The organism is Streptomyces sp. P3, from assembly GCF_003032475.1.
Lineage (GTDB): Bacteria > Actinomycetota > Actinomycetes > Streptomycetales > Streptomycetaceae > Streptomyces.
The window spans coordinates 3,715,745-3,740,306 of record NZ_CP028369.1; the positions used below are offsets into that span (position 1 = coordinate 3,715,745).

Annotated in this window: 25 protein-coding genes; 11 read left to right on the forward strand and 14 right to left on the reverse strand. The window is 71.5% G+C overall.

What is annotated here, in order from left to right:
* The 3 genes from C6376_RS16605 to yjfF are packed head-to-tail and all read left to right on the forward strand — an operon-like array spanning position 1 to position 3,673.
* The gene (locus tag C6376_RS16605; RefSeq protein ID WP_107444131.1) at positions 1 to 1,533 is read left to right on the forward strand and encodes a sugar ABC transporter ATP-binding protein; all 1,533 of its coding nucleotides are present in this window, start codon (positions 1 to 3) and stop codon (positions 1,531 to 1,533) included.
* Positions 1,530 to 2,651: an ABC transporter permease gene (locus C6376_RS16610; RefSeq protein ID WP_107444132.1), complete on the forward strand. Its 1,122-nt coding sequence runs from the start codon at positions 1,530 to 1,532 to the stop codon at positions 2,649 to 2,651. The genes C6376_RS16605 and C6376_RS16610 overlap by 4 nt, the downstream gene beginning before the upstream one ends.
* Positions 2,651 to 3,673, forward strand: coding sequence for a galactofuranose ABC transporter, permease protein YjfF (gene yjfF / locus C6376_RS16615; protein ID WP_107444133.1), 1,023 nt, complete (start codon positions 2,651 to 2,653; stop codon positions 3,671 to 3,673). Before C6376_RS16610 ends, yjfF begins: the two co-directional genes overlap by 1 nt.
* A 95-nt stretch (positions 3,674 to 3,768) precedes the next feature.
* Here yjfF and C6376_RS16620 read toward each other — a convergent pair whose 3' ends face one another.
* Positions 3,769 to 3,963 (reverse strand): hypothetical protein, encoded by a 195-nt coding sequence (locus tag C6376_RS16620; RefSeq protein ID WP_107444134.1) that lies wholly within the window; start codon positions 3,961 to 3,963, stop codon positions 3,769 to 3,771.
* Between the two features lie 81 nt (positions 3,964 to 4,044).
* On the reverse strand, positions 4,045 to 4,545 hold the full coding sequence (locus C6376_RS16625) for a MarR family winged helix-turn-helix transcriptional regulator (RefSeq protein WP_173985661.1): 501 nt from the start codon (positions 4,543 to 4,545) through the stop codon (positions 4,045 to 4,047).
* Between the two features lie 114 nt (positions 4,546 to 4,659).
* Between C6376_RS16625 and C6376_RS16630 the strand changes: the two genes are divergently transcribed.
* Positions 4,660 to 5,679 carry an NADP-dependent oxidoreductase gene (locus C6376_RS16630; protein ID WP_107444136.1) on the forward strand — a complete coding sequence of 340 codons (1,020 nt, stop codon included), beginning with the start codon at positions 4,660 to 4,662 and terminating at the stop codon, positions 5,677 to 5,679.
* A gap of 181 nt (positions 5,680 to 5,860) precedes the next feature.
* Here the strand turns inward: C6376_RS16630 and C6376_RS16635 are convergent, their stop codons facing one another.
* Positions 5,861 to 7,036, reverse strand: a complete 1,176-nt coding sequence (locus C6376_RS16635; RefSeq protein ID WP_107444137.1) for a serine hydrolase domain-containing protein — start codon at positions 7,034 to 7,036, stop codon at positions 5,861 to 5,863.
* Between the two features lie 253 nt (positions 7,037 to 7,289).
* Here C6376_RS16635 and C6376_RS16640 point away from each other — a divergent pair, with 253 nt between their 5' ends.
* Both C6376_RS16640 and C6376_RS16645 read left to right on the forward strand, forming a co-directional pair.
* Positions 7,290 to 8,135: an EI24 domain-containing protein gene (locus C6376_RS16640; protein ID WP_107444138.1), complete on the forward strand. Its 846-nt coding sequence runs from the start codon at positions 7,290 to 7,292 to the stop codon at positions 8,133 to 8,135.
* Positions 8,136 to 8,146: 11 nt separating this feature from the next.
* Complete coding sequence (locus tag C6376_RS16645) at positions 8,147 to 8,464, forward strand: YrdB family protein (RefSeq protein ID WP_107444139.1); 318 nt, start codon at positions 8,147 to 8,149, stop codon at positions 8,462 to 8,464.
* Between the two features lie 319 nt (positions 8,465 to 8,783).
* On the opposite strand, the gene C6376_RS16650 is transcribed toward C6376_RS16645, so the two are convergent.
* Both C6376_RS16650 and C6376_RS16655 read right to left on the reverse strand, forming a co-directional pair.
* Complete coding sequence (locus C6376_RS16650; RefSeq protein WP_107444140.1) at positions 8,784 to 9,761, reverse strand: aldose epimerase family protein; 978 nt, start codon at positions 9,759 to 9,761, stop codon at positions 8,784 to 8,786.
* Between the two features lie 15 nt (positions 9,762 to 9,776).
* Positions 9,777 to 10,670: an SGNH/GDSL hydrolase family protein gene (locus C6376_RS16655; protein ID WP_107444141.1), complete on the reverse strand. Its 894-nt coding sequence runs from the start codon at positions 10,668 to 10,670 to the stop codon at positions 9,777 to 9,779.
* Positions 10,671 to 10,951: 281 nt separating this feature from the next.
* Between C6376_RS16655 and C6376_RS16660 the strand changes: the two genes are divergently transcribed.
* Complete coding sequence (locus C6376_RS16660) at positions 10,952 to 11,446, forward strand: DUF3145 domain-containing protein (protein WP_107444142.1); 495 nt, start codon at positions 10,952 to 10,954, stop codon at positions 11,444 to 11,446.
* Positions 11,447 to 11,572: 126 nt separating this feature from the next.
* On the opposite strand, the gene C6376_RS16665 is transcribed toward C6376_RS16660, so the two are convergent.
* From C6376_RS16665 to C6376_RS16685, 5 genes are all read right to left on the reverse strand, one after another.
* Entirely contained in the window at positions 11,573 to 12,853 is a 1,281-nt protein-coding gene (locus C6376_RS16665; RefSeq protein ID WP_107444143.1) for a beta-ketoacyl synthase, read from the reverse strand.
* 102 nt (positions 12,854 to 12,955) lie between these two features.
* Positions 12,956 to 13,204, reverse strand: coding sequence for an acyl carrier protein (locus tag C6376_RS16670; protein ID WP_057583001.1), 249 nt, complete (start codon positions 13,202 to 13,204; stop codon positions 12,956 to 12,958).
* An 81-nt stretch (positions 13,205 to 13,285) separates the two neighbouring features.
* Positions 13,286 to 14,287, reverse strand: a complete 1,002-nt coding sequence (locus tag C6376_RS16675; RefSeq protein WP_107444144.1) for a ketoacyl-ACP synthase III — start codon at positions 14,285 to 14,287, stop codon at positions 13,286 to 13,288.
* A 9-nt stretch (positions 14,288 to 14,296) separates the two neighbouring features.
* Positions 14,297 to 15,214, reverse strand: a complete 918-nt coding sequence (locus C6376_RS16680) for an ACP S-malonyltransferase (RefSeq protein ID WP_107444145.1) — start codon at positions 15,212 to 15,214, stop codon at positions 14,297 to 14,299.
* An 89-nt stretch (positions 15,215 to 15,303) separates the two neighbouring features.
* The gene (locus C6376_RS16685) at positions 15,304 to 16,509 is read right to left on the reverse strand and encodes a CdaR family transcriptional regulator (protein ID WP_107444146.1); all 1,206 of its coding nucleotides are present in this window, start codon (positions 16,507 to 16,509) and stop codon (positions 15,304 to 15,306) included.
* Between the two features lie 168 nt (positions 16,510 to 16,677).
* On the opposite strand from C6376_RS16685, the gene C6376_RS16690 reads away from it, so the two are divergent.
* A complete protein-coding gene (locus C6376_RS16690) occupies positions 16,678 to 17,334 on the forward strand; it encodes a pirin family protein (protein WP_107444147.1) in 657 nt (218 codons plus the stop codon).
* Between the two features lie 12 nt (positions 17,335 to 17,346).
* Here C6376_RS16690 and C6376_RS16695 read toward each other — a convergent pair whose 3' ends face one another.
* Positions 17,347 to 18,162, reverse strand: coding sequence for a serine hydrolase (locus tag C6376_RS16695; RefSeq protein ID WP_107444148.1), 816 nt, complete (start codon positions 18,160 to 18,162; stop codon positions 17,347 to 17,349).
* Between the two features lie 264 nt (positions 18,163 to 18,426).
* On the opposite strand from C6376_RS16695, the gene C6376_RS16700 reads away from it, so the two are divergent.
* Both C6376_RS16700 and C6376_RS16705 read left to right on the forward strand, forming a co-directional pair.
* Entirely contained in the window at positions 18,427 to 18,915 is a 489-nt protein-coding gene (locus tag C6376_RS16700; RefSeq protein WP_173985662.1) for a MerR family transcriptional regulator, read from the forward strand.
* A complete protein-coding gene (locus tag C6376_RS16705) occupies positions 18,912 to 19,928 on the forward strand; it encodes an aldo/keto reductase (RefSeq protein WP_107444149.1) in 1,017 nt (338 codons plus the stop codon). Before C6376_RS16700 ends, C6376_RS16705 begins: the two co-directional genes overlap by 4 nt.
* Here C6376_RS16705 and C6376_RS16710 read toward each other — a convergent pair whose 3' ends face one another.
* From C6376_RS16710 to C6376_RS16720, 3 genes are all read right to left on the reverse strand, one after another.
* Entirely contained in the window at positions 19,929 to 20,780 is an 852-nt protein-coding gene (locus tag C6376_RS16710; protein WP_107444150.1) for a DUF4429 domain-containing protein, read from the reverse strand.
* A gap of 58 nt (positions 20,781 to 20,838) precedes the next feature.
* Positions 20,839 to 22,056, reverse strand: a complete 1,218-nt coding sequence (locus C6376_RS16715) for an alpha/beta hydrolase (RefSeq protein ID WP_107444151.1) — start codon at positions 22,054 to 22,056, stop codon at positions 20,839 to 20,841.
* Between the two features lie 116 nt (positions 22,057 to 22,172).
* Complete coding sequence (locus tag C6376_RS16720; RefSeq protein WP_107444152.1) at positions 22,173 to 22,802, reverse strand: TetR family transcriptional regulator; 630 nt, start codon at positions 22,800 to 22,802, stop codon at positions 22,173 to 22,175.
* Between the two features lie 66 nt (positions 22,803 to 22,868).
* Here C6376_RS16720 and C6376_RS16725 point away from each other — a divergent pair, with 66 nt between their 5' ends.
* Complete coding sequence (locus C6376_RS16725; protein WP_107444153.1) at positions 22,869 to 24,488, forward strand: MFS transporter; 1,620 nt, start codon at positions 22,869 to 22,871, stop codon at positions 24,486 to 24,488.
* Positions 24,489 to 24,562 lie beyond the last annotated feature (74 nt).

Consider the following 24,562-nt stretch of genomic DNA (forward strand, 5'->3'; position numbering starts at 1 on the left):
ATGGCAGAGCCGCGGCCCGTCCTGGAGATGGCGGGCATAGTCAAGGAGTTCCCGGGGGTACGGGCTCTGTCGGGCGTCGACTTCCGGCTCTTCCCCGGCGAGATCCACGCCCTCATGGGCGAGAACGGGGCGGGCAAGTCCACCCTGATCAAGGTGCTGACCGGGGTCTACTCCCTGGACGGCGGCACGATCACGCTGGACGGCGCGTCCGTGCGCATCGCCAGCCCGCTGCAGGCCCAGCAGGCCGGCATCAGCACGGTGTACCAGGAGGTCAACCTCTGCCCCAACCTGTCGGTGGCGGAGAACATCTTCATCGGCCGTGAACCCACCCGCATGGGCCGCATCCAGTGGAAGCGGCTGCGCCGGGAGGCCGCGGAGCTGGTGGACCGGCTCGGACTCGACATCGACGTCTCCGCCCCGCTGGAGTCGTACCCCCTGGCCGTGCAGCAACTGGTCGCGATCGTCAGGTCGTTGAACACCGGCGGCGGCGACGGACCGGGCACCAAGGTGCTCATCCTCGACGAGCCGACCTCCAGTCTCGACCGCGACGAGGTCCTGCAACTGTTCGCGCTGATGCGCCGGTTGAAGGACGAGGGCGTGGCGATCCTGTTCGTGTCGCACTTCCTCGACCAGATCTACGAGATCTGCGACCGGATGACGGTGCTGCGCAACGGCACCCTGGTCGGCGAGCACATGGTGAGCGACCTCGACCAGGTCGGCCTCGTCCAGCTCATGCTCGGCAAGGCCATGGGCCAGCTCGACGAGCTCCAGGAGCAGCAGCAGCGCGCCGAAGCGGGCGAGGCCCTGCTGCAGGCGGAGGGCCTCGGCAAGACCGGCCGTATCGCGCCGTTCGACATGGAGATCAAGAAGGGCGAGGTGATCGGCCTCGCCGGCCTGCTCGGTTCGGGACGCACCGAACTGGCCCGCCTGCTCTTCGGCGCCGACCAGCCGGACGCCGGCACGGTGTCCATCGACGGCAAGCAGGTCTCGATGAGCGCCCCGAACGACGCGATCGGCGCGGGCGTCGCGTTCTGCTCCGAGAACCGCAAGAGCGAGGGCCTGGTGCCCGACCTCACGGTGCGGGAGAACATCATCCTGGCGCTGCAGGCCTCGCGAGGCTGGACCCGGCCCATCCCGGCCGCCCAGCGCGACGAACTGGTCGCCAAGTACATCAAGGCCCTGGACATCCGCCCCGCCAACCCCGAGGCCAGGGTGGGCCAGCTCAGCGGCGGCAACCAGCAGAAGGTGCTGCTGGCCCGCTGGCTGATCACCCAGCCGAAGCTGCTGATCCTGGACGAGCCGACGCGCGGCATCGACATCGGCGCGAAGGCGGAGATCCAGAAGCTCGTCGTCTCCCTCTCCGAGGACGGGATGTCCGTGCTGTACATCGCGGCCGAGCTGGAGGAGGTACTCCGGCTCAGTCACACCATCGGAGTGCTGCGCGACCGCCGGCTGGTGGCGCAGATCGCCAACGGGCCCGAGATCACCACGAGCCGGATCCTGGAGACCATCGCGAGCGGAGAGCACCAGTGACCACGTCTTCGACCACCTCTTCCCGGTGGCGGGCGCTGACCCGGCACCATCTGTTCTGGCCGGTGGCGGTGCTCGTGCTCCTGCTGCTCGTCAACGTCCCGTTTACGCCCGACTTCTTCTCGATCAAGATGGCGGACGGCCACCTCTACGGCAGCCTCGTGTCGATCGTGCTGTTCGGGTCGCCGCTCATCCTGGTGGCGGTCGGCATGACCCTGGTCATCGCCACCGGCGGCATCGACCTCTCCGTCGGCGCCGTGGTCGCCATCACCGGAGCACTGGCCTGCTCGTACATCAGCGACCAGAAGGACCAGGGCGCGCTGTCCGGAGTGCTGCTCGCCATGGGCCTCGGTCTGCTGGCCGCGGTCGTCTGCGGTCTGTGGAACGGCTTCCTCGTTGCCCGGATGGGCATTCAGCCGATCATCGCCACCCTGATCATCATGGTCGCCGGCCGCGGTGTCGCCCAGCTGATCACCGACGGCCAGATCATCACCATCAACAGCGAGCCGTACAAGCTGATCGGCGGCGGCTACTGGCTGACGCTGCCGTTCTCCATCTTCGTGGTGGCCGCGGTCGTGGCCGTCACCGGTGCGCTGACCCGCCGTACGGCGCTCGGCCTGCTGGTGGAAGCGGTCGGCGGCAACGCCGAGGCGAGCCGCCTGGTCGGCATCAGGTCCCGTCGCATCAAGATCCTGGTCTACATGTTCTGCGCGCTCTGCGCGGGCATCGCCGGCCTGATGATCAGCTCCAACACCTCGGCCGCCGACGGCAACAACGCCGGCCTGTGGATCGAACTCGACGCGATCCTCGCCGTGGTGATCGGCGGCACCTCGCTGCTCGGCGGCCGGTTCTCCATCGGCGGCACGGTGGTCGGCGCCCTCGTCATCCAGACGCTCACCACCACGATCTACACCATCGGCGTGCCGACCCAGACCAACCTGGTCTTCAAGGCCGCCGTCGTCATCGTCGTCTGCCTGCTGCAGTCCCCGAAGTTCCGCGACAAGGTCTTCGGCGCGAAGTTCGCCGCCCGGTTCCGCGCGAAGGCCGGCGCCAAGACGGCCGCGACCCCGGCGGACTCCGCCGCGCCGACCGAGGCCGCTCCCAAGATGGAGGTGTCGTGATGAGCGCGACCACCCAGAGCCCCACGGCCTCCGAAAGCCGTACCCCGTCCAAGGCCGCGCGTCTGCTCGGCGACCGGCGGCTGCCCGTCGGCGTGACGGCCCTGCTCTTCCTCGTGATGTACGGGGTGGGCCTCGGCCGGTACCAGTTCTACGGCTTCGCCGAACCGCAGGTCTTCCTGAACCTGTTCATCGACAACGGCTATCTGCTGGTCGCCGCGGTCGGTGTCACCTTCGTCATCCTGTCCGGCGGCATCGACCTCTCCGTCGGGTCGATGATCGGCTTCACGACGATGTTCACGGCCTGGCTGGTGGAGCGCCAGGGGCTGCCGATCGTGGTCGTGATCCCCATGGCGCTGGCGGTGGGGGCCTTCGGCGGCTTCCTGATGGGCTATGTGATCCACAACTTCGAGATCCAGCCCTTCATCGTGACCCTCGCCGGCCTCTTCCTCTTCCGCGGTCTGTGCCTGGTCATCAGCAAGGAGTCGATCTCCATCAGCGACGCCTCGGTGAGCAGCATGGCCCAGGCGCAGGTGTCGCTGGGGATGGGCTTCGTGTCGATCGGCGCGGTCGTCTCGCTGGTGGTCCTCGCCGTGGCGTTCTACGTCCTGCACTACACGCGCTTCGGGCGCCGGGTGTACGCGATCGGCGGCAACGAGCAGTCGGCCATGCTGATGGGCCTCCCGCAGGGCGGCACGAAGATCGCGGTGTACACGGTGAGCGGGTTCTGCTCGGCGCTCGCCGGCCTCATGTTCACCCTCTACATCCAGTCCGGCGACCCGCTGCACGCGACCGGCATGGAACTCGACGCGATCGCCGCGGTCGTCATCGGCGGCACGCTGCTGACCGGCGGCTCCGGCTATGTGCTGGGGACCCTGTTCGGCGTGCTGGTGCTCGGCCTCATCAAGAGCATCATCCAGTTCGAGGGCACGCTGAGTTCCTGGTGGACGAAGATCGCCACCGGTGTGCTGCTGTGCGCGTTCATCCTGGTCCAGCGCTTCATGACGACCCGGAAGAAGACCTGATCCGAGGAGCGGCCCCAGAGCGGTCCCGCACCACCTGAAGCGGTCCCGAGCGGTCCCGAGCGAGCTGTAGCGGCCGCTCGGGGCCGCTTTCGTCGTCACCCGTCCGGCGACAGGAGGGCGGTGCCGTACGCCTTGCAGGTGGCCCTGTCGACGACGAGCCGGCCGAGCCGGTCGAGTCCTGCCACCGCTGGACGGCGGCACGCGGCACGCCCCTGGCCGGGCGCCGCCGGAGCGGGGCCGGCGACCCCGCCCTGCTGACCGAGCTCGGCCACCCCGCCCCGGGTGGTCACGGACCGCGTCCGCGCCCCATCCGGAACCACGGCAGGAGCCGCAGGGTCACAGAGGCCGCAGGAGTCGAGGAGCCGCGGGGGTCACGGAGCCGCAGGGCCGGACGGCTCCTGAGGGCGCTCGCCCTCCGCTGCCAGCATCCGCCGCAACAGCCCCCGCAGCACCGCCCGCTCCTGCTCCGCCAGTCCGGCCAGCGGCTCCCGGGCGAACCGCAGCGACTCGCGCAGCCCCTTGGCGACGTCGCGGCCCTCGTCCGTCGCCGCCGCCAGTTTCACCCGGCGGTCGGCCGGGTCGGGGCGGCGTTCGACCAGGCCGCGGGATTCCAGGCGGTCGACGATGCCGGTCACGTTGGACGGCTCGCACTTCAGCTTCTGCGCCAGCTTGCGCATCGGCAGCGGCTCCAGCGAGAGCAGACTCAGCAGCCGGGCCTGTGCGCCGGTGAGGGAGTGGCCGGCGGCGGCCTCCTCGTAGTCCTCGTAGAAGCGCGCCACGACCTCGCCGATCAGCTCGACGACTTCCATGGTCAGGGCGTCGGGCAGCGGGGGCGGACCAGCTGGACGAGAGGTCGGATGTGAGGCGGGCATGGATCCAGGGTACCCGTTTACTTGACATCCTGAAATATTCAGGAGCATGGTTGTTTCAGGTAGTGAAGCATTTCCGTACCGACGTAATCTCCCGCACGTGAAAGGCAGCCCCCCATGACTGACTCGGCCCTCCCCGCCACCGGCCGCGAATGGCGTCTGCTCAGCCGTCCCGTCGGCTGGCCGAAGCCCGAGGACTTCGAGCTGGCCGAGACGGAGATCCGCCGGCCCGGTCCGGGTGAGGTGCTGGTGCGCAACGCGTACGTCTCCGTCGACCCCTACATGCGCGGCCGTATGAGCAGCGCCAAGTCCTATGTCGCCCCCTTCGAGCTGGGCAAGGCCATGCAGGGCGGGGCGGTGGGCGAGGTCGTCGCCTCCGAGGCCGAGGGCATCGTGGCCGGCGACCACGTCCTGCACTTCGGCGGCTGGCGCGAGTACGCGGTGTTCGACGCCAAGCAGGCCGTCAAGGTCGACCCCGACGCCGCGCCGCTGTCCACCTACCTGGGCGTCCTCGGCATGACCGGCCTCACCGCCTACGCCGGACTGCTGCGCACCGCCGCCTTCAAGGAGGGCGACTCCGTCTTCGTGTCGGGCGCGGCCGGCGCCGTCGGCAGCCAGGTCGGCCAGATCGCCCGGCTCAAGGGCGCTTCCCGGGTCATCGGTTCGGCCGGCTCCGACGAGAAGGTCAAGCTCCTGGTCGAGGAGTACGGCTTCGACGCCGCCTTCAACTACAAGAACGGCCCGGTCGCGGAGCAGCTGCGCGCCGCCGCCCCCGGCGGGATCGACGTCTACTTCGACAACGTCGGCGGCGATCACCTCGAGGCGGCCATCGGCTCCCTCAACGAGAAGGGCCGCATAGCGATCTGCGGCATGATCTCCGTCTACAACAACACCGAGCCGGCCCCCGGCCCGAAGAACCTCGCCCGCCTCATCCAGACCCGCGGCCGCATCGAGGGACTCCTCGTGGGCGACCACTACGACCTGCAGCCGCAGTTCGTCCAGGAGGTCGGCGCCTGGGTCCGCTCCGGCGAGCTGAAGTACCGCGAGACGGTCGTCGAGGGCATCGAGAACAACCTCGAGGCGTTCCTCGGCGTCCTGCGCGGCGACAACACCGGCAAGATGATCGTCAAGCTCTGACCCGGCCGGCCCTCGGGCCACGTCGGCAGGGCCGCGCCTTCGGCCGGCCCGTGACGTGCGGCCCGGTGGTCACGCGCCGCGCGGGCCGCACCCCTGGACGTGGGGTGCGGCCCGCGCCGCCGCAGGCCGTGAGACCTCGTCGTGCACCGCCCGCCCTGTCGCCCCCACCGGCCACCCGCCGTCAGGAGTGTGCCAGGGCCGCGGTGTGCGCCGCCTTCGCCAGCCGGTCGTTCTCCGGCGCCGCGCCGCCCGGGAAGGCGAACCGGCGGCGCGTGTAGCCGTAGGCCAGAGCGCTGCGCGGGTCGGCGAAGGCCTGGCAGCCGCCCGCCCCGCTGTGCCCGAACGCGCCGGCGCCCAGGAACGGGTACCAGGTGTCCGCGGTCGCCTGGAAGCCCAGCCCGTACGCCTTGTGCGAGCGGGCCACCACGTCGTAGCCCACCGAGTGCAGCTGCCCGAACTCCGCCGCCGTGTCCTCCTTCAGCAGCGGGGCCTTCCCGTCGGTCTCGCTGATCGCCGCCGCGTACATGCCGGCCAGCCCGCGCGCCGACGCCACCCCGCCCACCGAGGCCGGGCCCCGGGCCCGGATCAGCGGGTCGTTGGGCAGCAGCTCGAGGTCGGTCGGCTGGGCGCCGTGGCGGTTGAAGGCGATGGCGGCCAGGGTGTGCGGTCCGCCGGGCAGGGCGTCCAGCAGCGCCCGCTGCTCGGCGGTCGGCGCCATCGGCTGCGCGGTGCGGAACCGTGGTTCGTGCGCCGGCGGCAGCCCCAGGAAGAAGTCCAGCCCGTACGGGACGCGCACCCGCTCCGCGTACACCTCCTGGAGGGTGCGCCCGGTGGCCCGCCGGACGACCTCGCCGGTGAGCGCCCCGATGACCAGCGCGTGGTAGCCGAAAGCGGTGCCCGGCCGCCAGAACGGCCGCTGGTCGGCCAGGCGTTCGGCGAGCTGCCGGTCGTCGGCCAGCTCCTGCGGCGAGAATCCGCCGTCCGTGCCCACCACCCCCGCCCGGTGCGCGAGCAGCTCCCGCAGGGTCAGCGCCCCCTTGCCCTCGGCGGCGAACTCCGGCCAGTAGTAGGTGACTTTGCGGTCCAGTTCCAGGGTGCCCTCCTGGACCAGCAGTGCGACCACCAGATGGGCGGCGCCCTTGGTCGAGGAGTAGACGCCGTAGAGGGAGTCGGGTCCGGCGCCGTCCGCGGACGCCCACAGGTCGACGACCCGGCGGCCGTGCACATACACGCACAACTGGCCTTCGTAGTCGGGCTGTTCCTCCGCCACGAACGCGGCGAACTCCTCCCGCACCGCTTCGAATCCGTCGGCGACGCTGCCGTGGATCTCCTTCGTCGTCCGAGTCAATCGAGTCATCCGTTCTCCTCAACCAGCCCGCTGCTTGCGTGTGTCCTGATGATCGACGCCTGTGCGACCTGCGGGAACTGCCCTTCGGACGATCCCGGACATGAGCTTCCGGGATCGTTGCTTCCGGAGATCGGTACGGCGAGGTGTGCCTGTTCGACTCAACTGCGGCAGGGAGGCGTTGGTGTCACCCATGCCCCGGATGGCCCATCGGGGCCCCTCGGGCGCCCGGTTGTGAGGTGAGCATGGCCGATAGAGTTCGGTCATGCGCGATCTCGGGGTGGGTTTCCGGTACCTGTTGAAGGGCCAGCGGTGGGTGGCCCGGCACGGTAGGCAGTACGGGTTCGGGCTGGTCCCCGGCCTGATCACGCTCGTCCTCTACGTCGCGGCCCTGGTGGCGCTCGCGGTGTGGGGCGAGGACTTCGTGGGGTGGGCGACACCGTTCGCGGACGACTGGTCCAGCCCCTGGAGCGGACTGTTCCGCGGTTTCCTCACGGCCGTGCTGTTCGCTCTCGGCCTTCTCCTCGCAGTCCTGACCTTCACCGCCGTGACCCTGCTGATCGGGCAGCCCTTCTACGAGAGCCTCTCCGAGCGGGTCGACCGGGACGTCTCGCCCGACGGCACGGCCCCCGAGTCCGGGCTGCCGCTCTGGCGGGAACTGTGGATCTCCGCCCGGGACAGCCTGCGCGTGCTGGCCCGCGCGCTGGTGTGGGCGGTGCTGCTGTTCGCCCTCGGGTTCGTCCCGGTCGTCGGCCAGACGGTCGTGCCGGTGCTCGGCTTCTTCGTCACCGGCTTCTTCCTCACCGAGGAGCTCGCCGCCGTCGCCCTCCAGCGCCGTGACGTCGACCTGCGCGCCCGGCTCGCCCTGTTCCGCTCCCGCAAGACGCTGATCTGGGGCTTCGGCACTCCCCTCGGGCTGGCCTTCCTGGTGCCCTTCGTCGCCGTGTTCCTGATGCCGGGCGCGGTCGCCGGCGCCACCCTGCTCGCCCGTGAGCTGCTCGGCGAGGAGATCTCCGAAGGAGACGAGCCGGACGACGCGGACGCGGCGGACGACGGGGACGGCGCCGCCGCGTCCCACGCGTCCGGGCGGCCCGGCGCGGCGTACCGGTGACACCGTCGCCCGTGAAGGCAGCCAACCTGGGCCTCCTCTTCCTGATCGAGCTGGGCGCCCTCGCGGCCGTCTCCTACTGGGGCTTCTCCACCGCCCACCCCTGGCTGCTGGGGCTCACGGCCCCGGCGACGCTGATCGCGCTCTGGGCGCTGTGCGGATCGCCGCAGGCCCGGTTCAAGACGCGCGGCGCGGTCCGGGCCGGTTTCGAACTGGCCTGGTTCGGCAGCGGCGTCGTCGCACTCTGGGCCGCCGGCGCCCATGGACTCGCGTCGGCCTTCGCGCTCGTCTGCGCGGCGAGCAAGGTGCTCGCCCTCAAGTGGGACCAGTAGCGCGAGCGTTCAGCGGTGCAGGTCCGGGGGAGGGCGCAGAGCCCGTCGTCGTGCGGCTCTCGGCCGCGCCCCCGGGACGGGGGAGGAGGCGGACGGCCGGTGGTTCGTTGTGAAGGGTTCGTACGAAATCCAGGCGGGCCGCTCGAACGCCGACCGGGGGATCGCCGCGACGGTTAACGTGTGATCAGGTGATCGTCGCCTCCTTGAACAGCCCCGGTCCGGGACCTGACCCCTGGACCGGGGCAATGTCGTTCCCGGCCCGGTCGCCGGAGTCTCCCCGGGCGTTCCCGGGCCTGTCCGTCCCCTCGGCCTCCGCGGCCTACCGGGCCGAGAAGCCGTACACCGTCTGCGACCGGTAGACCCCGCCCGGCCGCAGGACGGTGCTCGGGAACTCCGGGCGGTTCGGCGAGTCGGGGAAGTGCTGGGTCTCCAGCGCGACGCCGTCGCCGGGCGCGAACGGCTCGCCGAGGTGGTCGGCGGTGTACAGCTGGAGCCCCGGCTCGGTCGTCGCCACCGTCAGCACCCGCCCGGACGCCGGGTCGTGCAGCTCGGCCACCTCGACCGGCGCGTGGGTGACGCCCTTGTCGAGCACGAAGTTGTGGTCGTAGCCGGCGTCGACCTTGCGCGACGCGCGGAAGTCGAAGCGGGTGTCCGCGACCGTCGCGAGCTCACCGGTCGGGATCAGGTCGGCGTCCACCGGCGTGTAACGGGAGGCGGCCAGCCGCAGCTCGTGCCCGGCGGCGCCGCCGCTGCCGGGGCCGCCGAGGTCGAAGTAGCTGTGGTTGGTCAGGTTGACCGTCGTCGGCGCGTCCGTGACCGCCTCGTACGCGAGGCACAGCGCCCCCGACGCGTCCAGCGTGTACGTCGCCGACACCTCCAGACGGCCGGGGAAGCCCTCCTCACCGTGCGCGCTGACCCGGCTCAGCCGCAGCCCGTGCTCGACCGGCTCCACCTCCCACACCCGTTTGTCGAAGCCGCGGGCGCCGCCGTGCAGGGAGTTCGGCGCGTTGTTGGGCTCCAGCGCGTACGTCAGGCCGTCGAGGTGGAAGCGGGCGTGCGCGATCCGGTTGGCGTAACGCCCGACCAGCGCGCCGAGGTAGGGCTCGGGGTGGGCGAGATAACCGTCCAGATCCGCGAACCCCAGGACCACGTTCGCCGGGTGGCCGTCGCGGTCGGGGACCTCTACGGACTGCACGATCCCCCCGTAGGACAGCACCCGCACCCGGGTGCCCGCCCGCTCCAGGGTCCAGCGGTGCACCGGAGTGCCGTCGGAAAGTGTTCCGAAGTGTTCGCTCATGGGCGGAACTTTAGGTCACGAGGTCTTCGCGGTGACCTTGCGATACGCCATCTCCGCGAGCCGCGCCTGCCCGTCCTTGCTCGGATGGAACCAGTCCCAGTGACTCAGCTGGTCCGTGCCGAACCGGAAGTCGTACACCGCACCGCCGTCGAACCGGCACCGCGCGTCCTTCGCGCAGACCTCCTTCAGCACCCTGTTGTACTCCTCCACCCGTTTCTGGACGGTCGCCCGCCGCAGCGTCGCCGCCGAGTCCAGCGCGTCCGCGTCGCCCAGCATCGACGGGCAGATGCCCAGCTTCCACACCTGCTTGCCCAGCGCGTTCGTGCGCCCCTGCGACCACAGCCGCTTGAGGTTCGGCACGCTCGCCACGTACACCTGCGTCCTCGGCAGCGCGCGCCGCAGCGTGCGGAGCGCCTCCTCGAACTGGGCGCGGAAGTCCGCCACCGGCGTCATCGCCGCCGTCGACCGCCGGCACGCGTCGTTCGCGCCCGCCATCACCGCCACCAACTGCGGCTTCTGCGCCGCCGCCCGGACCATCTGGGCCGGCAGGTCCGCCATCCGCGCCCCGGTCTCGGCATGGTTCCAACTGTGCGTGGCCGCCTTCGCGGCGCCCAGCAGCCGGACGGCGAGACTGTTCACCTCGGCGCTGCTGCCGGTCGCCCAGGACACCTCGGGACAGTCCGCGAGGACGCCGCAGGCGTCGAAGCCGCGGGTGATCGAGTCACCCACCGCCGCCACCGAGTCGGGGCTGGCGTCCCACAGCGACGTCGGCGACGGCTTCGCCTGCCGGGCCCGGGTGGCGGACGCCCCCGCGTCGTCGCCTCCCTGGGCGTCACAGCCGGCCAGCCCCAGGACGGCCGCCGTCGTGCCCGCGAGCAGGGCCCGCGCGTGCCGGTTTCGCATCCGCATCCGCTGGTGTTCCCCTCGACTCCGCCGACTCTGTCCGATCTTCGAACACGCTCTCCTCATGACAACGCGCGGGAGTTCCCGGCGAATGACACCCACAAGATGGAACGCTCCATGCCCGCACAGGCGTCCTGCCGAGTGAAAGGCGGACGCTAAACGGCACCTGGACCGACGGTACGTCACACTCCTTGCGCCGCCGCACGGTAGCCTCGCCATCAGCGCGGCTGCCTGCCACCGCCGCCATGTCAGCCTGCAAGACTGTCCCGCTCTGCCCGGAGGTCCCGGTGACGACACGTGGAGTTCTGTACGTGCACTCCGCGCCGCGCGCGCTGTGCCCGCACGTCGAATGGGCCGTCGCCGGGGTGCTCGGCACGCGCGTCAGCCTCGACTGGATCCGGCAGCCCGCCGCGCCCGGCACCTGGCGCTCGGAGTTCTCCTGGAAGGGCGAGCCCGGTACGGCCTCCAAGCTGGCCTCCGCGCTGCGCGGCTGGCAGATGCTGCGCTTCGAGGTCACCGCCGAGCCCTGCGCCACCGCCGAGGGCGAGCGCTACAGCTGCACGCCGGACCTCGGCATCTTCCACGCCGTCACCGGCATCCACGGCGACATCCTGATCCCGGAGGACCGGCTGCGCGCCGCCCTGCTGCGCAGCAGGCGCGGCGAGACGGACCTCGAGGCCGAACTCGCCAAGCTCCTCGGCAAGCCCTGGGACGACGAGCTGGAATCGTTCCGGCACGCGGGCGAGGGAGCTCCGGTGCGCTGGCTGCACCAGGTGGTGTGACCCGCCCGTCTCCCGGAGGCGCGCAGAACCGCCCGATCAGCCCCGCCGGCTCACGACCGGCCCCCGACGCGCAGTGGCCCGGACCCCCCGCGGGGGGTCCGGGCCACTGCGCGTCGGGGGCGCGGATCAGACCGTCCGGAACGCCAGGACGACGTTGTGCCCGCCGAACCCGAACGAGTCGTTCAGGGCGGCGATACGGCCCTCGACGGGCAGCTTGCGCGCCTCGCCGCGCACGATGTCCGCGTTCGCCTCGGCCTCGGGGTCGAGGTTCTCGACGTTGATGGTGGGCGGGGCGATCCGGTTGTACAGCGCGAGCACCGTGGCGACGGACTCGACACCGCCCGCGCCGCCCAGCAGGTGACCGGTCATGGACTTGGTCGCGGAGACCGCGAAGTGGTCCGCGTCGTCGCCGAAGACCTTGCGCAGCGCCTTGAGTTCGGCCACGTCACCGGCCGGCGTGGAGGTGGCGTGCGCGTTGACGTGCACGATCTCCGCCGGGTTCAGGTCGGTGTTGTCCAGCAGGTTCTGCAGGGCGTGCGCGATGCCGCGGCCCTCCGGCTCCGGCTGCACGATGTCGTGGCTGTCGGCGGAGATGCCCTGGCCGACGGCCTCGGCGTAGACCCGGGCGCCGCGCGCGGCGGCGTGCTCCGCGGACTCCAGGACGATCACGCCGGCGCCCTCGCCCATGACGAAGCCGTCGCGGGCGACGTCGTAGGGCCGTGATGCCGCCTGCGGGTTCTCGTTGTTCTTGGACATCGCCATCATGTTGCCGAACGCGGCGATGGGCAGCGGGTGGATCGCCGCCTCCGTGCCGCCGGCCACGACGACGTCGGCGCGGCCCGTGCGGATCATCTCGATGGCGTAGCCGATGGCCTCAGCGCCCGACGCGCACGCCGAGACCGGCGTGTGCACGCCCGCGCGGGCGCCCACGAGCAGGCCCACGTTGGCGGACGGGCTGTTCGGCATCAGCATGGGCACGGTGTGCGGGGAGACGCGGCGGACGCCCTTGTCCTTCAGCACGTCGTACTGGTCGAGCAGGGTGGTCACGCCGCCGATGCCGGAGGCGATGACCGCGCCGAGCCGGTCGGGGTCGACCTTGCCGTCGCTGCCGTCCTCACCGGCCTTGCCGGAGAACCCGGCGTCCTTCCAGGCTTCCTGGGCCGCGATCAGCGCGAACTGCGCCGAGCGGTCCAGCTTGCGGGCCTGCGGCCGCGGAATGACCTCGAGGGGCTCCACCGCGACCGGGGCCGCGATCCGGACGGCCTGTTCGGCCGCCCACTCCTGGTCCAGTGCCTTGACGCCGGACTTGCCGGCGACGAGGCCCTCCCAGGTAGAGGCTGCGTCGCCACCCAGCGGTGTGGTTGCGCCGATACCGGTGACGACCACGGTGCGATTGGTCGGGCTCACGGATTCTTTCTCCAACGTTGCGAGGAGGACTGCCCCCGCCTCAGCGGGGAGAACGGCGCCACCGCCGGGTGGCGGGGCAGTTCAGCCCAGGTGATCGGTAGATCAGGCCTGGTGCTTGAGGATGTAGCTCGTCGCGTCGCCGACGGTCTTGAGGTTCTTGACGTCCTCGTCCGGGATCTTGACGTCGAAGCGCTCTTCGGCGGCGACGACGACCTCGACCATGGACAGCGAGTCGACGTCCAGGTCGTCGGTGAAGGACTTGTCCAGCTGGACGTCCTCAACCGGGATGCCGGCGATCTCGTTCACGATGTCGGCGAGACCGGCGACGATCTCTTCCTGAGTGGCGGCCATGTGGCGCTCCTTCTTTACTGTTCCAGAGGGTGTGGCATGGGCTGTTTTCCGTCCCGGACCGGATGATCCGGCACGGAGTGCCTAGGGGAGGGTAACGACAGTGGCGGCGTAGACGAGACCCGCCCCGAATCCGATGACGAGCGCGGTGTCGCCGCTCTTCGCCTGACCGGTCGCCAGAAGCCGCTCCATCGCGAGCGGGATCGAGGCGGCCGAGGTGTTGCCGGTGGTGCGCACGTCACGGGCGACCGTGACCGTCTCCGGCAGTTTGAGGGTCTTCACCATCGAGTCGATGATCCGCTCGTTGGCCTGGTGCGGGATGAAGACGTCCAGTTCGTCGGCGGTGATGCCGGCGGCGTCCAGCGCCTCCTTGGCGACCTTCGCCATCTCGAACACGGCCCAGCGGAAGACCGCCTGGCCCTCCTGCGTGATGGCGGGGAACTTCGCGACGTGGCCGTCGCGGTAGTCCGTCCACGGCACGGTCTGCTTGATGGTCTCCGACTTGTCGCCCTCGGAGCCCCACACCGTCGGTCCGATGGCCGGTTCGGAGGAGGGGCCGACGACGACCGCGCCCGCGCCGTCGCCGAACAGGAAGGCCGTCGCACGGTCCTCCAGGTCGGTCAGGTCGGACAGCCGTTCCACGCCGATGACGAGCACGTACTCGGCGGAACCCTCCACCACCATGCCCTTGGCGAGGGTCAGGCCGTAGCCGAAGCCCGCGCAGCCGGCCGAGATGTCGAAGGCGGCGGCTTTGTTCGTGCCGAGCTTGTCGGCGATCTCGGTCGCCACGGCCGGCGTCTGCTTGAAGTGCGAGACGGTCGAGACGATCACCGCGCCGATCTGCTCGGCGGTGATCCCGGCGTCGGCGATCGCCTTGCCGGACGCCTCGACCGACATGGCGGCGACGGTCTCCCCGTCGTTCGCCCAGTGCCGGGTCTCGATGCCGGAGCGCGAGCGGATCCATTCGTCGGACGAGTCGATCGTCTCCAGGATCACCTCGTTGGGCACGACGCGGGTCGGCCGGTAGCCGCCGACGCCCAGGATGCGCGCGTACGGGGAGCCCTTACTGGGCTTGATCTTCGCCATCAGGGCTCCTCAGGCGACGCCGTGCTCGGCGATGAGCTCGCGAGCGGCGTCGAGATCGTCGGGGGTCTTCAGCGCGAGCGTCTTCACGCCGGGCAGGGCGCGCTTGGCGAGGCCGACCAGGGTGCCGCCGGGGGAGACCTCGATGATCGCGGTCACGCCGAGCTCCTTGAAGGTCTCCATGCACAGGTCCCAGCGGACCGGGTTGGCGACCTGGCCGACCAGCCGGTCCAGGATCTCCGCGCCGGTGGACACGGCCTGCCCGTCCTTGTTGGAGACGTAACGGACCGTCGGGTCGGCCGGCGTGAGCTCCGCGGCCGCCTTCGCCAGGGACTCGACGGCCGGCGCCATGTGGCGGGTGTGGAACGCGCCGGCGACCTTCAGCGGGACGACCTTGCGGACGCCCTCCGGCTTGTCCTCGGTCAGCGCGGCGAGTTGCTCCAGCGTGCCCGCGGCGACGATCTGGCCCGCGCCGTTGATGTTCGCCGGGGTCAGCCCCAGCTTCTCCAGGTGCGCCACGGAGACCTCGGGGTCGCCGCCGAGCAGCGCCGACATGCCGGTCTCGGTGATCGCGGCGGCGTCGGCCATGGCCAGGCCGCGCCTGCGGACCAGGCTCAGCGCGGCGGTGTCGTCGAGGACGCCCGCGAAGACGGCCGCGGTGATCTCGCCGACGCTGTGGCCCGCGACGGCGCCGGGCGTGACGTCGCCGAGTGCCGTGGCGGAGACGAGCCCGGCCGCCACGAGCAGCGGCTGGGCGATCGCGGTGTCGCGGATCTCGTCCGCGTCGGCGTTCGTGCCGTAGTGCACCAGGTCGAGGTCGATGGCCGCCGACAGGGTACGCAGACGGTCCTCGACACCGGGAAGGTCGAGCCAGGGAGTCAGGAAGCCGGGCGTCTGGGCGCCCTGGCCGGGAGCGACGAGTACGAGCACTCTCACACTCTCTCTTGGGGACGGCCGAAGCCGCCCGTGGGGACAGGGACGAAGAACGGCAGGGGGTTTTGTGGACCCCCGACAAAAAGCTAGCTTTGGGGATCTCCGTCGACCAGACGCCCCAGGATCAGCGCGATCCGGAGCGTGAACGCGGAGCGTACATCCGAAGGCGACCAGCCGGTGACGTCAGTCACACGTCGAAGCCGGTAGCGCACGGTGTTCGGATGCACGAAGAGCATCCGGGCGGCCCCTTCGAGACTGGACGCCTGTTCGAGATAGACGGAGAGCGTCTCCAGGAGCGCCGACCCCGCCTCCTCCAGCGGTCTGTAGATCTCCTCCACCAACTGCTCACGCGCGCCGGGATCGCCGGCGATCGCGCGCTCCGGGAGGAGATCGTCCGCCAGGACCGGCCGGGGTGCGTCCTGCCAGGCGGAACACGCCTTGAGTCCGGCCGCGGCGGCCTGTGCGGACCGGGTCGCCGCGAGCAGGTCGGGCACGACGGGCCCGGCCACCACCGGGCCGGCGGCGAACGGCCCGATGAGGGACTTGGCGACGGCCAGCGGGTTGTCGCTGCCGCCGGCGATCACCACCAGCCGGGAGCCGAGGACCCCGGTGAGCACCTGGAGCTTGGAGTGCCGCGAGGCCCGCCGGATGGCCTCCACGGTCAGTTCGGAGTCGCCGTCCGGGGCGTTGCCGAGGACGACGCACACGTGCTCCGGCGAGTTCCAGCCGAGCGCGGCGGCCCGGCTCACGGCCCCCTCGTCGGCCTCGCCGCTGAGGACGGCGTTCACGACGAGCGACTCGAGCCGGGCGTCCCAGGCGCCGCGGGCCTCGGCGGCCTGGGCGTAGACCTGGGCGGTGGCGAACGCGATCTCCCGGGCGTACACCAGCAGCGCCTCGCGCAGCACGTTCTCGTCACCGGGGGCCGCGACCTCGTCGATCGCGGACTCCATGACCTCGATGGTGGTGCGCACCATCTCCACCGTCTGCCGCAGCGTGATGGCCCGGGTCAGCTCGCGCGGCGCCGTGCCGAACACGTCCGTGGAGATGGCCTGCGGGGCGTCCGGATGCCGGAACCACTCGGTGAAGGCGGCGATGCCCGCCTGGGCGACCAGCCCGATCCAGGAACGGTTCTCCGGTGGCATCGCCCGGTACCACGGCAGGGTCTCGTCCATCCTCGCGATGGCCTGGGCGGCGAGGCTCCCGGAGGACTTCACCAGCCGCTTCAGCGTCGCGGGGTGGGAGTGGACGGCGTGCGCCGCGGGTTCGGGATGACTGGTTTCGGGTTCGGGCACGGGACAAGACTGCCTCATCGGGGCGGTGGCGTGTGCCGCCGGGTCGCAGGTGGGGACGTCCCGCCGCGGCCGGACGGACCTCTTGCGGCCCGCTCCCGGCCTTTTCCTCCGCGCGCCCCTCGCGGCCCGGCCCCGGACGACCGGTGGCGGGTCTACCGTGGTCGCGTGATGGACGTACGGCGCGCCGACGAGCGTTTCCGGGGCGGGGACCTGGCGGCCGGGATCGAGACCCGGCACGCCTTCTCCTTCGGCCCCCACTACGACCCCGACAACCTGCGCTTCGGCGCGCTGATCGCCTGCAACGAGGAACGCCTCGCGCCCGGGGCCGGCTTCGACGAGCATCCGCACAGCCACACCGAGATCGTGACCTGGGTGATCGAGGGGGAGCTGACCCACCGCGACTCGGCCGGCCACGAGACGCGGGTCCGGCCCGGCGACGTGCAGCGGCTCAGCTCCGCGGCCGGCGTACGGCACGTGGAACGCAACGACGCCGACGTCCCGCTGGTCTTCGTGCAGATGTGGCTGGCCCCGCTGGACGACGGCGGCGACCCGGCCTACGAGATCGTCCGCGGCATCGCCGACTCCACCCCGTACGCCGTCCCCGGGGCCGGCGCGATGCTGCACGTGCGGCGCCTCGGAGCGGGGGAGCGGACGGCCGTCCCGGACGGGGAGCACGTGTACGTGCACGTCGTGCGCGGCGAGGTGCGGCTGGACGGCGAGACGCTGGGACCGGGCGACGCGGCCCGGGTCACGGACGCGAAGGACCTCGAGGCGCTGGGGCTGGGCAACGCCGAGCTGCTGGTCTGGGAGATGACAGCCGGGTAGCCCGCCCGCGCACTACACCTCGGCCAGCACCGCGTCCGTGAACGGCGGCCAGGCCTCGACGGCCCACGGTCCGAAGGCGCGGTCGGTGAGCGCGACGGCCGCGACGCCGGCCCCGGGGTCCACCCACAGGAACGTGCCGGACTGACCGAAGTGCCCAAACGTGCGCGGTGACGACGAACTCCCGGTCCAGTGCGGCGACTTGGAGTCGCGGATCTCGAAGCCGAGTCCCCAGTCGTTGGGGTTCTGGTGCCCGTACCCCGGCAGGACGCCCTTCGTCCCCGGGTACTGCACGGTCGTCGCCGCCGCCACCGTCCGCGGATCCAGCAGCCGCGGCGCCTGCAGTTCGGCAGCGAACCGCAGCAGGTCCGTGACGGTCGACACGCCGTCCTTGGCCGGCGAGCCCTCCAGGGAGGTCTGCGTCATCCCGAGCGGCTCCAGCACCGCCTGCCGCAGGTACTCCGCGAACGGGATGTCCGCCGCCTTCGCGATGTGGTCGCCGAGCTGCTCGAAACCGGCGTTGGAGTACAGCCGCCGTTCGCCCGGGGCGGCGGTCGTCCGGTGCTCGTCGAAGGCCAGCCCGGAGGTGTGCGCGAGCAGATGACGCACCGTGGAACCGGCCGGCCCCGCGGGCTCGTCCAGCTCCACCGCGCCCTCCTCGTACGCGACGAGGGCGGCGTACGCGGCGAGCGGCTTGGTGACGGAGGCCAGCGGGAAGCGCCGGCCGACCGGCCCGTGGGTCCCGAGGACCGTGCCGTCGGCCCGTACGACGCCCGCCGAGGCGGAGGGAACCGGCCAGTTGTCGATCAACGCGAGGCTCTTCAGCGACATGCGGACGAGCCTATGCCGTCCGCTCCGCGCGCCTCACGGCAGCAGCTCCGTCAAGGCCGCCGGGGGCGGGGCCGGCGGGCCGGGGGCCGGCGCGGAGCGGAAGCCCGGCGACGCGTACCAAGGTTCCCGGACCGCCCGGTCCGGTACCGGGACGTCCCGCGGCCGGCGTGGGCCACGCAGACCGGCGCGATCTCGCCGCGACGCCCGGTTTTCTTACCGGGTTCGCTTGCTTCGAGCGCACTCCAAGGCCATAGCGTGGTGGCCATGACGGTGTTGCAGACCACGCCCGTGACCATCGAGCAAAACCCGAGCCCCGCAGACGTCTGCTCCGCGCCACCCCCGCGGCACCCGCGCCCCGACGGACAGGACAGCTACACGATCAGCGAGGTCGTCGCCTTCACCGGGCTCACGGCCCACACCCTGCGCTGGTACGAGCGGATCGGGCTGATGTCCCACATCGACCGCTCGCACACCGGCCAGCGTCGCTACAGCAACCGCGACCTGGACTGGCTGGACCTCGTCGGCAAGCTGCGGCTCACCGGCATGCCGGTCGCCGACATGGTGCGGTACGCCGAGCTGGTGCGCGAGGGCGAGAGCACGTTCGCCGAGCGTCACGAGCTTCTCGAGGCGACCCGGCGGGACGTCCGGGCCCGGATCGCCGAACTCCAGGACACGCTGGCCGTGCTCGACCGGAAGATCATGTTCTACGCGGACGCCACCCGCGCCCCCGAAGGCGAAAGGACCGACCGATGACCGACCGCAGGATACCGACGGCACCACTCGGCGAGCACGGCCCCGAGGTCGGCGTCCAGGGACTCGGCTGCATGGGGATGAGCTTCGCCTACGGCCCCGCCGACGCCGACGCGTCCCGGGCCACCCTGGAACGCGCCCTCGAACTCGGCGTCACCCTCTACGACACGGCGGACGCGTACGGCGCGGGCGAGAACGAGAAGTTCCTCTCCCCGTTCTTCAGGGCGCACCGCGACGAGGTCGTGATCGCGACGAAGTTCGCCCTGGCGATCCCGCCGGACGACCCGACCCGGCGGGTCATCCGCAACGACGCGCCCTACATCCGTGAGGCCGTCGAGGCGAGCCTGCGGCGCCTGGACGTCGACGTCATCGACCTTTACTACATGCACCGGCGCGATGTGAGCGTGCCGATCGAGGACACCGTCGGCGTGATGGCGGAACTGGTGCGCGAGGGCAAGGTGAAGCAGCTCGGCCTGAGCGAGGTGACCGCCGCCGAGCTGCGGGCGGCGCACGGTGTGCACCCCATCGCCGCCGTCCAGTCGGAGTGGTCCCTGTTCAGTCGCGACATCGAGGCGCAGGTCGTCCCGGCGGCCCGCGAGCTCGGTGTGACACTGGTGCCGTACTCGCCGCTCGGCCGGGGGTTCCTCACGGGCTCCTTCGCCGACGCCGCGACGGACCTGACCGCCGGTGACTTCCGCCGCCAGCAGCCCCGCTACCACGGTGCCAACGCGGCCGCCAACGCCGTACTCCTGGAGCCGATCCGCGCGGTCGCCGAGGCCCATTCGGTGACGCCGGCCCAGATCGCCCTGGGCTGGGTCCAGCAGCAGGTCCGGGTGCACGGCCTGCCGGTCGTCCCCATCCCGGGCACCCGCAGGCCGGGCCGGGTGGAGGAGAACGCGGCGGCGACGGCCGTCGAGCTGACGCGGCAGGAACTGGCGCTGCTGGAGCCGATCGCGGACAGGGTGGCCGGCGACCGGTACGCGGACATGTCGTTCGCGTCCGCCGGCCGCGAGTGATCACAGCTCCGACAGCAGCTCCGCCTTCTTCACGGAGAACTCCTCGTCGGTGACGAGTCCGGCCCGGTGCAGCTCCCCGAGGTGACGGATGCGTTCGGCGATGCCGGAGGGATCGCGACGGGGGACCGAGGCCGTCACCATGGCCGCGGGCCCCCGGTTGCGCACGGCCGCCAGCACCGCCGCCGCGAACGGCAGCGACTCGTGCACCGGTCCGTAGCCGAGGCCGAAGACGACCGTCGCCGGGTCCTGGTCGGCCGCCGCCGTGGCGGGCTCGCCGCCCAGCAGCCGCAGATGCCCCTCGAACAGCTCCGGCGAGCGCCACTCCACGCCGGTCAGCTCGGACACGGCGAAACTCTGGTCGCCTGCCTTCCACTTCGCCGACGACGCGCCCGTCCAGAACCACCGGAAGCGCACCGTGCGCCCGTCGAACGAGGCCTTGCCGTCGTACGCCTTGAACGACAGCGGCCCCTCGGGGGCGTCCACCAGGAAGCGGTCCGCAGGACCGGAGCCGGTCAGCCGCGCCCGCAGCTCGTCGGCGTAGTACTCGGCGAGCGTCTCCCGTTCGGCGGGCAGCACCAGCCGGTACGGATCGCACCCCTCCTTCAGCTGCCCCGCGGCCGCCTCCATCAGCGGATCGGCGCCGGGCCGCGGCTCCGCGCGCAGCACGACCGTCCCGCGCCGTCCCGGGGTCAGCGTCACCCGGGCGATGGCCGCCACCGGGATGCGGCGCTCTCCCAGCGCCGACAGCAGCTTGGGCGTGCGCAGCCCCCGTTCATGACGGATGAGGACGGAGTCGGAATCGAACTCCCAGGCGGCATGAAATCCGGCCAGTACGTCACCCATGCGGCTCATCGTATGCGGGACACCCATTTCCCGTCCCCTCCCCGCGCGCACCGCAGTTCCTGCGTCTCTACGCGCGTCCGGCCTTCGTCGTGTCGGACAAACCCGTCGTGCAGGCGTCATCGTCGCGGGCGCACTCCACCGAGTCGTACGCCCCGGTGCCGATCTCGGCGAAGTTGCGCAGGCTGTCGGTCCCCGGCTCGAAGTAGCCGCCGTGACCCTTGGCCCCCCGGGCCGACAGCACCCGCGCGCCGAACTCCCGCGCCATCGGGTCCTCGCCGTGCCCGAGGCCGCCGACCTCCAGGTGCGGAACGTCCTGGATCCAGTCGTCGGCGTCCCGCATCGCCCACACCCGGGCGTCGGTGCCCAGCTCGGCGGCGTTCTCCACACGCATCCCGGGACTGCCCGCCACCGCGATGTCGGCCACCCGCTCGGCCATCGTGCGGGCGGCGACCCCGCAGACCACGGAGCCGTAGCTGTGGCAGAACATCGACACGGGCGCGCTGCCCGGCAACGCGCCGACGAGGGCGTTCAGTCGGACCGCGCCGTTCACGGCGCGCATCGCGGTGGCCGAGTCGATGCCCAGCCCGTCGGGAGAGGTGTAGTCGGCCCAGGCGATCACGGCCGTGCGCGTCGAGGGGCTCGCCTCGCGCTCGGCCGAGTACAGCGCCTGGGCCATGCCCACCGGCGCCGAGTACCTGCGGTTGGTGCGCTGGAAGGTGAGCAGGTCGGTGTCGACGCCGGGGACGACGATCGAGATCCGGTCCGCCTCGTCGAGGCCGCCGAACACCTCGGCGGCCCGGCCCGAGCCCGCCGGATCGAAGGCGAGGATCTGCCGGTCCGGGGCGCTCAGCGCCTCGTAGCGGTGCATCCGGCGTTCGGCCAACTGCTGCCCGGCGGGCGAGAGCCGGCTGTCGCGCGTCCGGGTCCGCTCGATCGCCACCTGCCGCAGCAGCGCGAGGCGGTTGGCGTGATAGCGCAGCCGGGTGGGGGCGCCGTTCATGTTGCCGACGGCGAGCGGGTACTCCCGCGCGAGGGCGGTGCGCTGCGCCGCGCTGAGCGAGGCGAAGAAGCGGGCGAGCCGCGCGGGGCCGGAGTCGGGGTCCGGCAGCGGGCGGCCGGCGAGCCGGCCGTGCTCCCAGGCGGTGCGCGAGGTGTACAGGGCCCCGGTGTCGTGTTGCTGGCGGACGGCGGTCCAGCCGGTGGTCGCCAGCATCACGAACACCACGGCCAGGGTGGCCAGGGTGCGCCAGACGCCGAGTTGCGGGGAGGTGTCGAAGGAAGTCACTGAAAGGACACACTAGGAGAACGAGACGGTCTCGAGTGACCTGAGTGACAGGGATCACGTTTCGTTCGGGGTGGGAATGGTCATAAAGACCTTCAGGCCTTGCGCCGGAAGCCGGTTCAGGCCGTGCGCCAGTCTCCCAGCAGTGCGGGTCCCACCCCGTCGAGGTACTCCGCGGTCAGCGCGCGGATCCCCTCCAGGCTGAAGTCGTCGCCGGTGGACCACTGTCGCTCCGTCACCCGCATCACGCCGCTGAAGACGGCCACCGCCAGCCGGGGCCGGGGATCGCCGTCCATGTCGAGCCCCTCGCGTGCGGCGATCACCCCGGCGAGGTCCTCCTCGACCTCCGCGGACCGCCGCAGATGTGCGGCGAGCAGCACCGGCGTCGACTCGATCACCCGGTACATGCGCAGATACAGCTCCACCGGCGCGACCGACTCCACGACCTCGTTGATCGAGTCCCAGCCGTCCAGCACGGCCTGCCGCAGTGCCTCCAGCGGCGGCTCGTGCGGCGGACGTGCGCGCACCGCCTCCACGAACCGGTCCACCGTCATCTCCACCAGCGCGAGCGCCGCCTCCTCCTTGCCGGCGAAGTAGCGGAAGAAGGTGCGCTGCGAGACGTCGACCGCCTCGGCGATCTGGTCGACCGTCGTCTCGTCGTACCCGTGGGAGGTGAACAGCTCCACGGCGGCTCGCAGCAGCGCGTCCCGGGTGCGCCGTTTCTTGCGTTCGCGCAGTGTCGTCGGCATGTGTGTCAGTTACCGACTTGTGAACTCGTTTGTCAATTGTCAGCGGCTGTCACTAGCCTCGAACACATGACTAGTCAGACCACCATCGACTCGACGGGCCCGGGGGGCAAGGCGCCGGCGGACCGGTCGGACGGGCCGCCCGCGAAGGGGCTGCGCGGCCACCCGTGGCTCACCCTCATCACCGTCGCCGTCGGCGTCATGATGGTGGCCCTCGACGGCACCATCGTGGCCATCGCCAACCCGGCCATCGCCAGCGACCTGGGCGCCACCTTCGCCGAGGTGCAGTGGATCACCAACGCCTACTTCCTCGCCCTCGCGGTCTCCCTGATCACCGCGGGCAAGCTCGGTGACCGCTTCGGCCACCGCCAGACGTTCCTGATAGGCGTGGTGGGCTTCGCCGCAGCCTCCGGCGCGATCGGCCTCTCCGGCAGCATCGGCGCGGTCGTCGCCTTCCGGGCGCTCCAGGGTCTGTTCGGCGCCCTGTTGATGCCGGCCGCGCTCGGCCTGCTGCGCGCGACCTTCCCGGCGGAGAAGCTCAACATGGCCATCGGCCTGTGGGGCATGGTCATCGGCGCCTCCACCGCCGGCGGCCCGATCCTCGGCGGCGTCCTCGTCGAGCAGGTCAACTGGCAGTCGGTGTTCTTCATCAACGTGCCGGTCGGCGCCCTCGCCCTGGTGCTCGGCGTGCTGATCCTGCTCGACCACCGGGCGGAGAACGCCCCGCGCTCCTTCGACGTCCCCGGCATCGCCCTGCTCTCCGGCGCGATGTTCTGCCTCGTCTGGGCCCTGATCAAGGCTCCGGCCTGGGGCTGGGGCGACGGGCGGACGTGGGCGTTCGTCCTCGGCTCCGCGGTGCTCTTCACGGCCTTCGCCGTGTGGGAGTCGAAGGTGCGCGAGCCGCTGATCCCGCCGGCGCTCTTCCGGTCGGTCCCGCTCTCGGCGGGTGTGGTCCTCATGGTGCTGATGGCGATCGCCTTCATGGGCGGCCTGTTCTTCGTGACGTTCTACCTCCAGAACGTGCACGGCATGAGCCCCATCGACGCGGGCCTGCACCTGCTTCCGCTGACCGGCATGATGATCGTCGGCTCCCCGGTGGCCGGCGTGCTGATCACCAGGCTCGGCCCGCGCATCCCGCTGGCCGGCGGCATGGCGGCCACCGCGATCGCCATGTACGGCATGTCCACCCTGGAGACGGACACCGGCAGCGGTGTCATGTCCGTGTGGTTCGCGCTGCTGGGCTTCGGTCTCGCCCCCGTCATGGTCGGCGCGACCGAGGTCATCGTCGGCAACGCCCCGATGGAGCTGTCGGGCGTGGCGGGCGGTCTCCAGCAGGCCGCCATGCAGATCGGGGGCAGCCTCGGCACGGCCGTGCTGGGCGCCGTGATGGCCTCCAAGGTGGACGGCGACCTGCCGGGAAACTGGAAGGACGCGGGCCTGCCCGAGCTCACCCCCGCCCAGCTGGACCAGGCCTCCGAGGCGGTCCAGGTCGGCGTGGCGCCGGTGGCCAAGGGCACCCCCGAGGCGGTCGCCGCGAAGATCGCGGACGTCGCGCACGACACGTTCATCTCCGGCATGAGCCTGGCCTCGCTGGTCGCGGCCGGAGTGGCGGTCGTCGCCGTCTTCGTCGCGCTGCTCACCAAGCGCGGCGAGAACGCGGAGGCGGGCGCGGGCGTCGGTCACATCTGACGGGATCTCGACGACTTTCCCCCATCAGGGTGACGCGCCAAAGGTTTCTCGCCTCCGGCACGCGTCGCAGGTCA